The organism is Martinezella sp. CNPSo 3795 (genome assembly GCF_057784475.1).
On record NZ_JBXSOQ010000001.1, the window covers coordinates 981124 to 995191 of the forward strand.

Consider the following 14068-nt stretch of genomic DNA (forward strand, 5'->3'; position numbering starts at 1 on the left):
TCATCATGAACGTAGCACGCTCTTTCAATAACTGGCGCAAGTATCGTCAGACGGTCGCCGAACTGGGCCGTATGTCCACGCGCGAACTGCATGATCTGGGTATCGATCGCGGCGAAATCCGCAACGTTGCCCGCGCAGCGATCGCTCGCTAACGGCCGCACCGGCTCCTAATAAAGCTGAATTATGTCAGCGCCTGTTCCCCTTGAGCAGGCGCTTTTGCTTTATGAATATCACCGTTCCTTTTCGCCGCGCTTGCTGAAGATTGCATCAATTTAGCTCTCTGCTTTTCGCATGGCGCATAACTGCCTTGCAAAGAAATGCCTATGAACTGAGCAAAAGACTGGTATGTTCCTCTTATCGAAGGGATGCATCTCCTCCCGCATCCCTTCGCTTCGCAGACGTCCTTATCCTCCTCCCAGGGACGGCTGCAGGAATAGCGGAACTCCTCCTCCCATCCGCTGTTCGGTTCTTGTAAAAAGCCTGCCGCTCCTCCTCCCGCGGCAGGCTTTTTCGTTTCATGGACCTCCAGAAGATTGGCAATGACCTAACTCGGTCGAGAAGCTGGCGCTCCAACCCAAGCGGCAAGAGCGCTTCCGCATTAAAGTGTGCGCATTCTCCTCTCGCAAAAATGAAGAGTCGCCCCTATGTGCGACCTATGTAGCGCGCTACATCGAAGACCAACCCCAACGTGATTCCCCGAAACAGGAGGATGCCCATGACCGGTTCTGCCGAATATACGCCGCCGAAAATCTGGACCTGGAACAAGGCCAATGGCGGCCAGTTCGCCAATATCAATCGCCCGATTGCCGGCCCGACTCACGAGAAAGAACTGCCGGTGGGACGTCATCCCCTTCAGCTCTATTCGCTTGGAACGCCGAATGGCGTGAAGGTCACCATTATGCTCGAAGAGCTGCTGGCACTTGGTCACAGCGGCGCGGAATATGATGCCTGGCTGATCAAGATCGGCGAGGGCGATCAGTTCGGCAGCGGTTTCGTCGATGTCAATCCGAACTCGAAAATCCCGGCTTTGCTCGACCGCAGCGGTCCGAAGCCGGTCCGCGTTTTCGAATCGGCCTCGATTTTGATGTATCTCGCCGAGAAATTCGGCGCCTTCCTGCCTACCGAGCAGCCGGCTCGGGCCGAATGCATCTCCTGGCTGTTCTGGCAGATGGGCAGCGCGCCCTATCTCGGCGGCGGCTTCGGTCATTTCTACGCCTATGCTCCGACAAAGATCGAATATGCGATCGATCGCTTCGCCATGGAAGTGAAGCGTCAGCTCGACGTGCTCGACCGTCGGCTGGCCGAAAGCGAATATATCGCCGGCAGCGACTATACGATCGCCGATATTGCCATCTGGCCGTGGTACGGCGGCTTGGTCAAAGGCTGGCAATATGGCGCGGCCGAGTTCCTGCAGGTGCAGGATTACAAGAATGTTCAGCGCTGGGCAGAGCAAATCTACGCGCGTCCTACCGTCAAGCGCGGCCGCATGGTGAACCGCATGTCGGGCGATCCATCCGAGCAGCTGCGTGAGCGCCACGATGCCAGCGACTTCGAGACGAAGACGCAGGATAAGCTGGAAGCCGCTGGCTGATACGACAATTCCCTTTTGCTGAAATGAGCTCGCGTTCCTCCGGATCGCGAGCTTTTTATTGCTCTTGCCACCGGCGTTGCCGGTCTCGACAAGTCAGCCTCGCTCCACCTTGCGAAGCATAAAGTTCGGCTGCCGAGGGTCCGCCGCTCGGCATAGAGCGCGGCGCGATCCTGCGAAGCGTTTTCGAGTTCGGCGAAAGAGGAATGCTTCTCCATGCAGCAAATTGCTGACGACTGTACCCTGGATGAGAACGTGACCGCGGGTGCGTCGTCGCAGCAGCGAGGCGAGGCGAGGGGTGCGCTTCTGAAACATCTGGTGTCGGGCGGCGACGAACGGCTGGATTGCGATCCGGTCAGCGGGCTCAACATGTATGGCTATGGCCCCTCGCCCCGACCCGAAGATCTCGCTTTCGGTTCGTCGACGGCATCGACCATCTCCGCCGCCGCCTTTGTCGCGGTCGAATCCTATTACGCGGATTTGACGCAGGAGATGGAAACAAGCTCGCCGAAGGCTATCTACGACCGCGAAATCGGGCGCGTGCGTGACGATCTGCTGCGCTTGCTTGGCCTCAGCCAATCGTCGCAGCCGCGGATCGATGCCATCCTGGCCACATCGGGCACGGACATCCATCTTTTTTCGGCCTCGCTGTTGGCAGGCGAGGACGAACGTGCCCTGATGACCATCACGCTGATGGGGAACGAGACAGGCAGCGGCGTCATGACGGCGTCGGCCGGGCGGCATTTCATGAGCCGCGTCAGCAGCGAGCGAGCTGTCGTCAAGGGTGAGGAATTGCGGGCGGGCAACGCAACGCGCAACGCCACCATTGCTGTGCGCAACAAGGATGGTTCCCTCCGCGCCGAGAGCGAGGTGGAGGAGGAGTTGCGCGGCCTCATCGAACTTGCCCGCGCAGCCGGCCTCAGATGCCTGCTTGTGGTCACGGACGTTTCGAAAACCAGCCTGCTGGCCCCGGGCCTCGGGACCGTTCTGCGTCTGAAGCAGCGCTTCGGTACGTTGCTGGATATCATGATCGACGCCTGCCAGTTTCGCCTGTCGGCGGCGACGATCCACGCCTATCTCGCCCATGGCTTCATGGTTGCGCTCACGGGTTCGAAATTCCTTGCCGGACCGATTTTCAGCGGGGCGCTTCTCTGCCCGCCACAAATGTCGGAACGCTTCAAATCGTGCGCACTGCCGGCGGCCTTGGCGGATTATTGCGGAAAGGCAGAGTGGCCAGAGGGCTGGGCCGCCCGCGATATATTGCCGGAGCGTGCCAATCTCGGCCTGCTGCTGCGCTGGAAAGCCGCGCTGTTCGAGCTCGAACGCCTCGTCGGTATAGCTGAAGATCGTGTGGTCGCGGTCTTGTCCGCTTTTGCCGCGGCAGTCTCTGATCGTCTTGCGAACGATCCGGCTTTTGAGCCTTTGCAGAGCCGGCCATTGGACAGGCGTGAACTGTGGGGCGCATCATCGGCTCTTCGCTGGGACGAGATTCCCTCCATTTTCTCGTTCTACCTGCGCAATTGCACGGATGGCGCGATGCTGACTGCGACGGAAATGGCGGCGGTTTACAAGGCGCTGGCCATCGACGGTGACGGGGTTGCATCCGTGCGTCTCGGGCAGCCCGTTCGCTGCGCCGATTTTGGCGATGTACCGGCAAGTGCCCTTAGAATTTGTTTGAGCGCGCCGCTGGTCGTGGCTGCTTCCAAGAGCGATGAAGCGCTTGCGACGGTGATCGCGCAAGCGATGCTGGTTCTGGATCGCACCGCCGAGGCAGCGGCTCGACTAAGCGCCGGTTCCAACATCAAGGAGATGCGCCGCAGTGCCTGAAGCGCGTGGTGGAAACCCGCTTCAGCTGGCATAGTCCGCTCTTGGCGATGGATCACGAACCTCGGCGCTCGTCCCCGTCAAAACCAGCGAAATCGCCTCTGACGATGCCGTGCCGCTGGAGCTTGTCGTAGAAAGTCTTCCTGGGAATGCCGAGCGCTTCGATAGTACGGCGCACATCGCCATTGTTCTGCGACAGGGTTTCGCGGATGAGTTCGGCTTCGTAACGTTCTACTCGAACCGGCAAGGGCAAACCTTCGTCGGCCGCCGGCACCTCGTCGGATTTTGCCGTTGTTGCCGATTCGAGGCCGAGCACGAAGCGCTCGGCAAAATGCGAGAGCTCGCGAACATTGCCCGGCCAGTCGTGCTGTTGCAGATGGCGGCGCACCGCTGTGGATAGGGCCGGCACCTCGCGCTTGAAGCGTCCGGCGGCGCGATCGGCAAAATGGCCAAAGAGCAGGGGGATGTCATCGCGCCGTTCACGCAGTGGCGGAATAGAAAGTGTGACGACGTTGAGGCGATAATAGAGATCCTCGCGAAAATCGCCGCGTTGGCGAGGATCGGCGAGATCGACCTTCGCCGCCGCCACGACGCGAAGATCGACAGGACGGACTTCGTTGGTGCCGAGCGGCGTCACCTCGCGCATCTCAAGCACACGCAGCATCTGCACCTGGATCGCAGGTGGCATGCTTTCGATCTCGTCGAGAAACAGGGTGCCGGAGCTGGAATGCTCGATGCGCCCAACGCGCTTCTTCTGCGCGCCGGTAAAAGCGCCTGGCTCATGGCCGAACAGCTCGCTTTCAATCACGGTTTCGGGCAGGGCGCCGCAGTTCAGCGCAACGAAATTGCCCTTCGCGCGCCGGCTCCAGCGATGCAGCAGGCTCGCCACCACTTCCTTGCCGCTGCCGGTCTCGCCCGTGACAAGCACATCGACATCCGTATCGGCGATCTGCCGCAGCGTATAGCGCAGCCGCTCGATGGCGGGCGTCTGGCCAATCAGGGGCAGATCGCCCTGCGCCTGCTCCGCCGCTTGCCGCAATGCCCGATTCTCCAGGATGAGCCTTCGTTTCTCAGCCGCGCGTCGCACGCTTTGCACCAGCCGGTCCGTGGCGAAGGGCTTCGCGATGAAATCATAGGCGCCGTCCTGGATCGCCTGCACCGCCATCGGAATATCGCCATGACCCGTCATGAGAATGACCGGCAGATCGGCGTCGAGCGTCTTGATGCGGGCAAAGAGCTGCAGTCCATCCATCTGCGGCATGCGGATATCGGAGACGACAACACCCGCAAAATCGGCGTCGAGAACAAGAAGCGCTTCGGCTGCGGCAGAGAAGGCGGATACTGCGAAACCAGCCAATTCCAGCGTCTGTTTCGTCGCCCTCAACAGATCCTTGTCGTCGTCGATGAGGAAAACGGGGAAACTCTCATTCATGGTGTGGCCTTGCGCAAATGGACGGTGAAGCGTGTGCCGCTGCCATTGCTCTCGACATCGATCCGGCCGCCATAGTCGACGACGATATCTTTTGAAATGACGAGACCAAGGCCGAGACCCTTTTCCTTGGATGTATTGAAAGGGGTAAACAGCGAATCGAGGATCGTCGCTGGAATACCGGGGCCGTTGTCCGAAACTACGACCTCGACCTCATTCGAAGTTTCGCGCACCGACACCTCCACCTTGGCCTGATCGCAGCCTTCCAGAGCTTCAAGAGCATTCTGAAAGAGGTTGATCAGCACTTGTTCCAGTCGGATGCGCGTGCCGACAACACCAAGGCCCGTTGGCGGCAACTCGATCTTGAGCGCATCCAGGCGACCCGCAAAGCGGCTCCTCAGCAGAACCACGGCTCCTTCGATCACGCTTCTGAGGTCGACTGGCTCCGGTGCGGTCCTTCCCTTGCGGGCGAAGGCTTTCAGTTCTTCGGTGATCGTGCCGATACGCTCGGTCAGCGCCGCGATCGCAGAAAGGTTTTCCTTCACCGGCTCTGTCTGCTGCCGATCAAGGAAGACATTGGCATTCTCCGCATAGGCGCGGATTGTCGCGACCGGCTGATTGATTTCATGCGCGACGCCGGCGGCGACCTGACCCAGGATGGCAAGGCGATTGGCTTGCACGAGATCCTGCTGCACGCCTTGCAACTTGGCTTCCGTCGCACGGTGGTCGGCAATTTCCGCCTCCAGCCGGTCGCGGGCCTGGCTGAGATCCTCCGTGCGCTCAAGAACCCGGCGCTCCAGCTCCTCACGCGCGATCCTGTTGACAGCGATCTGCATGGCGGAAACATCGCGGCGACGCAGCAGGAAAGCGGCGAATGCGAGGATCGGCAGAAGGACGGTCAAGGCAAGGAAGCGCGTCTCGCGCACGGACGAGGCGATCGCCTGATCGGTCGGGATCAGGTAGCCAAGCTGCCAGGGTGTTGATGGAACGGCGACCGTCAGCCGCAAATATTCCGCAGCGCTGCTTCCAGGCAAAATGGCGCGCACGATGGTTGCATCCGGGCCGACTTTTTCGGGGTGGCTGACCGGAAGGGGCGAAAGCGGTGCCGCGCCGAACTGCAGGCTTTTTCGAATGGCGTCGGCTTCCTCGCGCGCAAGGGGGGTGGTCGTCATGAAGCGCCATGAGGGCAGGCTGGTGATGAGCACGACACCGCGTTCGTCGGTCACATAAGCGGGGCGGCCGGTCTCGCTCCAGTCGGCCTCCAGCTGATCGAATTCCATCTTCACCACAACGACACCAAGCGCAGAGCCGACATCGCCAACGCGTCGGGAAATGTAGAGGCCGGGACGATTGCTGACCGTGCCGAGCGCGTAATGCTCGGCGGTTCCCGTTTCCATGGCTTTGCGAAAGTAATCGCGGAAAGAATAATCATTGCCGACGAAGCTCAGCGGCTCGCGCCAGTTGCTGGAGGCCATAGCAACGCCGTCCTTGCCGGTGACGTAAAGGACGGATGCGCTGGTGCCGGTGACGAGACTTTCGAGCTTGCGATCCAAGGCGACGACATCGTCGATGTGCTTGTCGGCCAGCGCGTCTCGCACCTGCTGATCATCGGCCAGCAGTAACGGCAAAGCGCGCGGACGTTCGAGGACCGCGCGCAGTAGGGCAACCTTGAGGTTCGCATCCGTGTGCCCCTGCCGCTGCAGCCCTTCTATTGCCGAGAGCCGTCCATAGAAATTCGCGCCATAAAGGCCAGCCGCAATGATGGCCGCACTTAGAAACGCGAACACGAACCAGACCCGGCGGGAGCGCCGGCCCAGTTGCTCGGGCGTTAGAAATCGTTCGTTGGCCGGGCGCTGCAGCATTGCCGTATTGTGCATGATTTCGCGCGCACCGCAATTCGATCTGTGCGGATAGTCGCACAGATCGATGATCTTGGATCAGTGTCGGAAATTAAAATTTCAACAAAAGCAATATGTTAAAATCAAGGCATGCATCTGGCACAGTCATTGCAGAGAACGACGGAACAGTCGGAGGCTGTTGAATTCTAGTCGTCGCCCGGAGGGCCGAGAGATCGGTTGGGCTTAACGGAGGACATCATGATTGCTCCCATCGCTGCCGCGGAAGCGCGCGCCAAGGTTCCTTTTTACCGGCACCTCTATGTGCAGGTTCTGACCGCCATCGCCGCCGGCATTCTGCTCGGTCACTATTATCCGCAGCTCGGCACATCGTTGCAGCCGCTCGGTGATGCCTTCATCAAGCTGGTGCGCATGGTCATCGCGCCCGTCATCTTTCTAACGGTCACGACCGGCATCGCCGGCATGTCGGACCTGAAGAAATTCGGTCGCGTCGTCGGCAAGTCGTTCATTTACTTCCTGACCTTCTCGACCCTGGCGCTGATCGTCGGTCTTATCGTTGCTAACGTCGTGCAGCCGGGCGCAGGCATGCACATCAATCCGGCGACGCTGGATACCAAGGCCGTCAACAACTATGCGGCGCAGGCCCATGACGCGTCGGTCGTCGGCTTCCTGATGAACATCATTCCGGATACGATCGTTGGCGCTTTCGCCAAGGGCGATATTCTCCAGGTGCTGTTCTTCTCGGTCGTTTTCGGTATTGCGCTTGGCGCTGCCGGCGAACGCGGACGCCCGGTGACGGATTTCCTCCAGGCACTGACCACGCCGATCTTCCGCATGGTTGCCCTGCTGATGAAGTTCGCTCCCATCGGTGCCTTCGGCGCCATGGCCTTCACTATCGGCAAGTATGGTATCGGCACGATCGCCAATCTGGCCTTCCTGATCGGCACCTTTTACGCCACCTCGCTGCTGTTCGTTCTCGTCGTGCTCGGGGCCGTCGCCCGCTATAACGGCTTCTCGATCCTGGCGCTGATCCGCTACATCAAGGAAGAGCTGCTGCTGGTGCTCGGCACCTCGTCGTCTGAAGCCGCATTGCCGGGCCTGATGAACAAGATGGAGCGTGCAGGCTGCAAGCGCTCCGTCGTCGGCCTCGTCATCCCGACGGGCTATTCCTTCAATCTCGACGGCACCAATATTTATATGACGCTGGCAGCATTGTTCATCGCCCAGGCAACTGATACGCCGTTGTCGCTGGGGGATCAGGTCCTGCTGCTGCTGGTGGCAATGCTGAGCTCCAAGGGTGCCGCCGGCATCACCGGTGCGGGCTTCATCACGCTTGCCGCCACCCTTGCCGTCGTGCCTTCGGTTCCGATCGCCGGCATGGCGCTGATCCTCGGCATCGACCGATTCATGTCGGAGTGCCGCGCCTTGACCAATTTCGTCGGCAATGCGGTAGCCACGGTCGTTGTTGCCCGCTGGGAAAACGAACTCGACCAAACCAAGTTTGCCGCCGCCATGGCGGGGCAATTGAGCGAAGAAATCGAGGTGCCTGCCCTGCAGGCAGCCGAATAAACTTCGCATGTCCTCCCAAGGATGAAACGGCCCCTTCGGGGGCCGTTTTTTCGTTCGGTGCCGTTCGATCACAGTTTCGTGTAGCACTCTCAGATGGCTGATCCTTCCGCATCATCAACAGCCGCCTTCATAAAACTGTCACTGCAGCGGCTCACAGCATCATACGGACAGTTGTGAATTTCGACGAAACCCAAGCGAGCAGGAGAGCAGCGTGTCACAGACGATTTTTGTGAGCGCGAGCCGGCCAGTTTCGAGGGGCGTGTGCGTCGATCGACCGTGTCGCGAGTAGCGCGCATGGCTTTCTCACTTTCAGCGCAGCAAAAAGCCTTGCGACGGTCGGAGAGCTTTCTGTCCGAGCTTGCCGGTCATGCCGACGAGTTGCTGCACGGCCAGGTCCATGAGCAATATGCCGCCATTTGCTACAGGAAGGTGCCCGAAGGCGACGATGCCGAGATGCTCGTCGTCACAAGCCGGGAGAGCGGCCGATGGGTCGTTCCCAAGGGTTGGCCGATCAAGGGCAAGAAGCCGCATGAGGTTGCCGCCATTGAAGCTTATGAAGAAGCCGGCGTGCGCGGGAAGGTGAAGAAAAAGCCCTTTGGCTATTTTACCTATCTGAAGCAGCTTGCCGACGGCAGCCGCGTTCCCTGCATTGTCCAACTGCATCTGCTGGAGGTTGACCAAACGCTCCAGGACTTTCCGGAGCGAGGCCAACGCCGCGTCGAGTGGGTTTCCTTCATCGAGGCAGCCAATCGTGTGCGTGAACCGGAACTCAAGGGGCTCCTGCTTGCGGCCGGGCGGAAGGTGCGCAAGACAAAAGGCAAGAAATGATCTTCGTTGTTACAGGGTGACGTTCACAGCCGGGCGGGCGGCGGCTGACGTCGCAGGACGGCGTGCAGTGCCGTTCATTCCTCTGTAACCGTGACGTGTTGTCGCTATCACAGAATATTAAATCGCGACATTAGCCGAGAGCCAGGCGATTGGCAGCTATGCGCTTCCGTGCTTGCCCTCGCCGCATTGATGCCTATATTGACGCAGCGTTCGGCCGTGTCTGTTTAGGTCGATATGCCTCATGGCTGCAATAGCTGCCTTCACCCGGCAACGAATTGGCCGGCGGACTTTGGAAGGAGAAATTTCATGTCCATTACTCCGAATAATATCGATAGTTCAAAGGTTTCTACGGTTCCTGATGGTGAGATTGCTGCTGCTGTGCGGCAGGCGCGTGAAGCCATCGGTTACACGATTGACGACCTCTCGGAGACCTGTGGTCTGACCAGTGGGGAGATCACGGAAATCGAGGCTGGTGCCGAGGCCGATCCGGCGAAACTTCGCCGCATTGCGACCGCATTGCAGGTTCCGCCATCGACTTTCTTCATCGTCTGAACAAGCGGCGCACTTCGGTGCGCCTCTTCAATTCAGCGGCTCGCGTTTCGCATTGGCTTTCCATGCCGATCATCGCAATCGAAGAGCGCATCATCTCGCTTTCGCAGGCACATGCGTCTGCAACTGTATGAGCAACGTCTTGTGACGGGCTTGCAATGCTTCCGGCACCGAAAGCTGCCGGAATGGCAATCGCAGGTGGATTAGGCGACATTTGAAGTTGCCTATGCAGCTATAGATGTAGGTGCGGCTGCTGCATCGAAGAGATGCAGCTTCGATCACAGGACCGTTCGTTGGCCTTTTAAGCGAAAATTTCCATATTTATACATTGAAAATAAGCCAATATCGCCTGGTTTTATGAGTATTTTCGCTTTCTGTTGTCGCGATACTGGTCAAATTCGTTTCAAAGTTTTAATCTATACGGGTCAATTGCGTTTTATTAGTAGTACTTTTGCCGATACAACATATCGCTGCTATGCAGTGGGATGGGTTTGACGGCGTTTATTGGGACAGATCGGCATGGGGCGGAATGATAAGAGTTTTGGCGCCGACCTCGATAACGGCGCACAGCTTGTTAATTCGGTCCCTGATGATGTTTTCACTCCTCGAACGAATGTAGATAGCCGCCTGGCCTCGCCGCCGGAGCCGCAGGCGGGAGAGGGGGGGCAGGACCGAACGCCGGCCGAAGAAGACAAGCTCGCAGCCCTGGATAGGATTGCTCGGGATATGACCTTGCTGGCCACACTGGTGACGAGGCGCCGGCATGCAAAATCCGAAAACGCCGCCGATCAAGATCAATCAACCTCATTCGACGCCTCGGATGAACCCGCAGGGCTGGCATTCGCGCCGCTCGGAATTGCAGCGCAGGATGGGGATGAGATTCACTCCATCAATTCGATCGCACAGGCCATCGAATATCTGATGACGAAATGGCCGATACGCTACGGCGATGCGTTTGAAGAAGCACTGCAGGCTTGCGTCGACGGCGTCAAAGGCAGGGTTTCACCCGAACAGGTTCGCTCTGCCTTCCTCAAGGCGGCTGGCGCCGCCCGCATGCGTGTAATTCCCTGAGGCGATTAAAGCCTGTCGGTTTGTTTGAATTGGCAGCCATGCGAACAAGCAGGCGTCTTGGCGCATGCCGGGATAAAAGCAACTGCCTGGCGAGTTGCGCTTATGGCAAGCGAGGAGGCCCGACCGCTGCTTGAAGCAAGGCAACCAGGCCTCCCGACCATCGCAAATTGGCGGTTGCGATAGTTCCAAAGATGTGGCTTGTCGCCGCTACATCGTCCATACGGAAAGCGGCGCGGGAGGTCTGATTGCGCCCGGCGTCGGAAAGTCGATTTCACAGTAAGCCAATGCCTAATGCCATCAGGCCGCATGTTTCGGAATGCTCCAGCGGCAACATGATCGCTCTGCCTGTCTTCCTGGGCGCCGTTGCGGAGATTGACACACCAAATCTATGCAGGCCGTGATTTGCCAGCATGCTCTTCATCATATGTCCGTTCATAGGGAGAGGAGTTGGGCGCAGTTGGGAGGCCTGACGTTCCTTCTAGGGGTCCGCCCCGTCAGGCCTCCCAGCGCAGCAGATGAATATCTGCGGTAGCGATAAAAACTCGCAGAACGGCGTCCTGCCTGTCTATATCGAAAGCGACACATCACACCCGATTGCGTCACTTGGAAGCCGCCGCGGCCGGCGGCCTTTACGAACGAAGCGAAATTTCCGCGCTTCGTTTCATACATTCTGCGTCCCCGGCAGACGCGAAGCCATCCATCTCATTCTGGTTGTAATGTTTTTGCCGCCGCGATTCCGGCGTTTTGCGGTGCGTCAAAGTATAGAATCAATATGCTCTCAATACATATTGCGACAAAACTATACAAATAAAGCTTGTATCTCGAAAATATTTATTAGTGGCTACGTATTTACAGCTATAATCACGTCTATATTATGGCCTCAACGTGAACTTTCGCAAGTTACATGTTGAATCTCGTGAATTCCTTCGAGGAGAATTTTCGAATGCGCAAGTTTTTGGGGACTACGGTTTTCTTGTTGGCGACGGTTGCGGGAAGTACCGTCTATGCAGCAGATCTCGCAACTTCCACACCGCCTCAAGCTCCCGTCGAGGCGGCGCCAGTATTTTCGTGGACCGGTTTCTATGTCGGTGTGAATGCCGGCGGCGGTTTCGGTGGTAACGACGATGTCGGATTCCATTCCTTCGGAAGTTACCTTGGCAGATTTGGCAAGCTTGAAGGATCCGGTTTCCTCGGAGGTGGCCAGATCGGCTACAACTACCAGTTCGACCCCAACTGGGTAGTCGGCCTTGAAGCCGATTTTCAGGGTGCTGACATCAGCGATTCCTTCCGAAACGGCACCGCAAGTGCATCTTCCAAGATCGACTGGTACGGCACTGTTCGCCCCCGCATCGGTTACGCCTATGACAATACCTTGTTCTACGGCACCGGCGGTCTCGCCTATGGGCATGTCGACTACAAGGGTGCCTTGGCTGGCGTAAGCTTTGACGACGACAAGACCAAGGCCGGCTGGACCATCGGTGCCGGTGTCGAACACGCTTTCACCGACCATGTGACGGCAAAACTCGAATATCAGTATGTCGATTTTGGCAGCAGCAACGTGGGCGGGGATGCGCTCAACTCCAAAGCGAGCCTCGATTTCCATGCCGTCCGGGTGGGTCTGAACTACAAGTTCTGACGATAACTTTGCCTTGAAAACAACGTGTTAATCTAATGGAGAGGATAATAACATGGCTTTGATTGGCATCAACCTAATCAACAATGGCACTACTACGATCGACAGCAGCAATGCTGGCTCAGCAGGAGATACGATCCAGCTCAATCTGGTGTCCAATGGTACCGTGATTGTCGATGGCGTGGACGTCAATATCAGCAATCTTGTCGGTACTGGTGCGCTTTCGAGCACAACTATAGAAGCGATCAACGGCGCCAATGTTACGATCAATGCCAGCCTTGCAAATATCGGGGCTGGTTCAACCTATACATATGCGATCGGTGCCAATTCGAGTATCACGGTGGATGCGGGTCTTCTTACCGTCGGGCTTTTGAATGGTGTTACCGTGGATTTTGCCAATGCAAATGGTAGCGGGCTGTTCGCGTACAATCCGGGCGGCATCAACTTGAACCTCTCTACGCCGCCGAACGTCGTAAACGTTCAAGCCGGAGATAAGATCGAGGTTGTCGGTTCGAACGTTGTCTCCCAGTCTGGGAATACCATTACGTTCTTCGGCGGTCTGTTGAACGCCGTACCACTCGGTTCCTATACGATACCGGCCGGTGTCACCTACAGCTACGATGCCAACACCGACACGCTGACCTTCACGAGCTGCTTCTTGCGCGGTACGCTCATCCGGACGCCGGAAGGAGATATTCCGGTGGAGGATTTGCGGGTCGGCGATCTCGTGGTCACCCACAAGGGCGTCGCGGAAATCAAATGGGTCGGTCGCCGCCGGCTCGATCCGAAGGCTATCGACAAGCCGCGCGATACCCTTCCGATCCGTATCCGGATTGGGGCATTTGCCGAAAACATCCCGTCACGGGATCTCTATGTTTCTCCAGATCATTGCATGTTCCTGGAGGAGTCCCTGATCCCCGCCAAGTTCCTCGTCAACGGCACCACCGTTACCCAAGAGGCGACGCTGGCACCTTTCGAGTATTTCCATATCGAACTGGAGCAACACTCGATTATTCTTGCCGAAGGCGCTCCGACGGAAACCTATCTCGATCTCGGTGGCCGTCTGTCCTTCCTTGAGCCAGGTGTCCTGCGGTTCGGCGCGATGTCGGGAGCGGCGACGCGTAGCTGGAATGACTGGTGCTATCCTCCGGTCTATGCCGGTAAGGTGCTGGAGCAAGTCCGCGCAATCCTCGAACGGCGAGCCGAGGAACTGGGGTACATCATTCAGGACGCGCAGGCATCCTGATACACGAATGCGAAACGAATTGCGGGCGGTTAAGGTCGCCCGCAGGCAATTGGTGCGGAATGTTCGAGGTGTCGGTCCGATCCCACCTTTCATGTCACCGCAGAATTTTTGCCCCCAAATATCGTTCGTTCTTGTTTTCAGCGCCTGGGAGTACTGAATGCGCCATGACGATGCTGCCTCGCCTTATTCACTCGATGCAGGTCGCATCGATGAGCGATCACTGATCGAAAAGTTCGCCGGCAAGACAGTTTTCTTCGACGGGGTGTTCAAAGGCGATTACAGCCTGGCGATCGTCAATCGTCAGCTTGCGCAGGCCCTTATTGATTTGGGCATCAATCTCACTTGTCATACCGCCGAAGATGATTGGCAGAGCGATATCAATCTGGCGGCAGCACCGGATATCATCCGCCGGATGCGCGATGATTATCCGTTCAAAGAGACATTCGACATCCATCTTCGCAATACCTGGCCGCCG

At 58.0% G+C, this 14068-nt stretch carries 12 protein-coding genes; 9 read left to right on the top strand and 3 right to left on the bottom strand.

Annotation, left to right across the window (positions count from 1 at the left end; genetic code table 11):
- Positions 1-5 precede the first annotated feature (5 nt).
- The 3 genes from AC13QY_RS04515 to AC13QY_RS04525 all read left to right on the top strand — a co-directional run bounded on the left by AC13QY_RS04515 (position 6) and on the right by AC13QY_RS04525 (position 3415).
- Positions 6-152 (top strand): DUF1127 domain-containing protein, encoded by a 147-nt coding sequence (locus AC13QY_RS04515; RefSeq protein WP_015342994.1) that lies wholly within the window; start codon positions 6-8, stop codon positions 150-152.
- 563 nt (positions 153-715) lie between these two features.
- Entirely contained in the window at positions 716-1591 is an 876-nt protein-coding gene (yghU, locus tag AC13QY_RS04520; protein ID WP_113351133.1) for a glutathione-dependent disulfide-bond oxidoreductase, read from the top strand.
- Between the two features lie 213 nt (positions 1592-1804).
- Complete coding sequence (locus AC13QY_RS04525; protein ID WP_113395039.1) at positions 1805-3415, top strand: hypothetical protein; 1611 nt, start codon at positions 1805-1807, stop codon at positions 3413-3415.
- Between the two features lie 52 nt (positions 3416-3467).
- Here the strand turns inward: AC13QY_RS04525 and AC13QY_RS04530 are convergent, their stop codons facing one another.
- A complete protein-coding gene (locus tag AC13QY_RS04530; RefSeq protein ID WP_113351135.1) occupies positions 3468-4844 on the bottom strand; it encodes a sigma-54-dependent transcriptional regulator in 1377 nt (458 codons plus the stop codon).
- On the bottom strand, positions 4841-6718 hold the full coding sequence (locus AC13QY_RS04535) for a sensor histidine kinase (protein ID WP_113351136.1): 1878 nt from the start codon (positions 6716-6718) through the stop codon (positions 4841-4843). Before AC13QY_RS04535 ends, AC13QY_RS04530 begins: the two co-directional genes overlap by 4 nt.
- A 219-nt stretch (positions 6719-6937) precedes the next feature.
- On the opposite strand from AC13QY_RS04535, the gene AC13QY_RS04540 reads away from it, so the two are divergent.
- From AC13QY_RS04540 to AC13QY_RS04565, 6 genes are all read left to right on the top strand, one after another.
- Entirely contained in the window at positions 6938-8266 is a 1329-nt protein-coding gene (locus tag AC13QY_RS04540) for a dicarboxylate/amino acid:cation symporter (RefSeq protein ID WP_113351137.1), read from the top strand.
- A 294-nt stretch (positions 8267-8560) separates the two neighbouring features.
- Positions 8561-9094 carry an NUDIX hydrolase gene (locus AC13QY_RS04545; RefSeq protein ID WP_113351138.1) on the top strand — a complete coding sequence of 178 codons (534 nt, stop codon included), beginning with the start codon at positions 8561-8563 and terminating at the stop codon, positions 9092-9094.
- Between the two features lie 306 nt (positions 9095-9400).
- On the top strand, positions 9401-9646 hold the full coding sequence (locus AC13QY_RS04550) for a helix-turn-helix domain-containing protein (RefSeq protein WP_113332692.1): 246 nt from the start codon (positions 9401-9403) through the stop codon (positions 9644-9646).
- A gap of 516 nt (positions 9647-10162) precedes the next feature.
- Positions 10163-10714, top strand: coding sequence for a DUF982 domain-containing protein (locus AC13QY_RS04555; RefSeq protein ID WP_233790167.1), 552 nt, complete (start codon positions 10163-10165; stop codon positions 10712-10714).
- Positions 10715-11657: 943 nt separating this feature from the next.
- A complete protein-coding gene (locus tag AC13QY_RS04560; RefSeq protein ID WP_113351199.1) occupies positions 11658-12350 on the top strand; it encodes an outer membrane protein in 693 nt (230 codons plus the stop codon).
- 52 nt (positions 12351-12402) lie between these two features.
- On the top strand, positions 12403-13593 hold the full coding sequence (locus tag AC13QY_RS04565) for a Hint domain-containing protein (protein ID WP_113351139.1): 1191 nt from the start codon (positions 12403-12405) through the stop codon (positions 13591-13593).
- Between the two features lie 217 nt (positions 13594-13810).
- Here AC13QY_RS04565 and AC13QY_RS04570 read toward each other — a convergent pair whose 3' ends face one another.
- The gene (locus AC13QY_RS04570; protein WP_488492754.1) at positions 13811-14047 is read right to left on the bottom strand and encodes a hypothetical protein; all 237 of its coding nucleotides are present in this window, start codon (positions 14045-14047) and stop codon (positions 13811-13813) included.
- Positions 14048-14068 lie beyond the last annotated feature (21 nt).

Coding starts and splice junctions, on each gene's coding strand:
- AC13QY_RS04515 (WP_015342994.1), top strand. CDS start 6: ATGAACGTAGCACGCTCTTTCAATAACTGGCGCAAGTATCGTCAGACG.
- yghU (WP_113351133.1), top strand. CDS start 716: ATGACCGGTTCTGCCGAATATACGCCGCCGAAAATCTGGACCTGGAAC.
- AC13QY_RS04525 (WP_113395039.1), top strand. CDS start 1,805: ATGCAGCAAATTGCTGACGACTGTACCCTGGATGAGAACGTGACCGCG.
- AC13QY_RS04530 (WP_113351135.1), bottom strand. CDS start 4,844: ATGAATGAGAGTTTCCCCGTTTTCCTCATCGACGACGACAAGGATCTG.
- AC13QY_RS04535 (WP_113351136.1), bottom strand. CDS start 6,718: ATGCACAATACGGCAATGCTGCAGCGCCCGGCCAACGAACGATTTCTA.
- AC13QY_RS04540 (WP_113351137.1), top strand. CDS start 6,938: ATGATTGCTCCCATCGCTGCCGCGGAAGCGCGCGCCAAGGTTCCTTTT.
- AC13QY_RS04545 (WP_113351138.1), top strand. CDS start 8,561: ATGGCTTTCTCACTTTCAGCGCAGCAAAAAGCCTTGCGACGGTCGGAG.
- AC13QY_RS04550 (WP_113332692.1), top strand. CDS start 9,401: ATGTCCATTACTCCGAATAATATCGATAGTTCAAAGGTTTCTACGGTT.
- AC13QY_RS04555 (WP_233790167.1), top strand. CDS start 10,163: ATGGGGCGGAATGATAAGAGTTTTGGCGCCGACCTCGATAACGGCGCA.
- AC13QY_RS04560 (WP_113351199.1), top strand. CDS start 11,658: ATGCGCAAGTTTTTGGGGACTACGGTTTTCTTGTTGGCGACGGTTGCG.
- AC13QY_RS04565 (WP_113351139.1), top strand. CDS start 12,403: ATGGCTTTGATTGGCATCAACCTAATCAACAATGGCACTACTACGATC.
- AC13QY_RS04570 (WP_488492754.1), bottom strand. CDS start 14,047: ATGGATGTCGAATGTCTCTTTGAACGGATAATCATCGCGCATCCGGCG.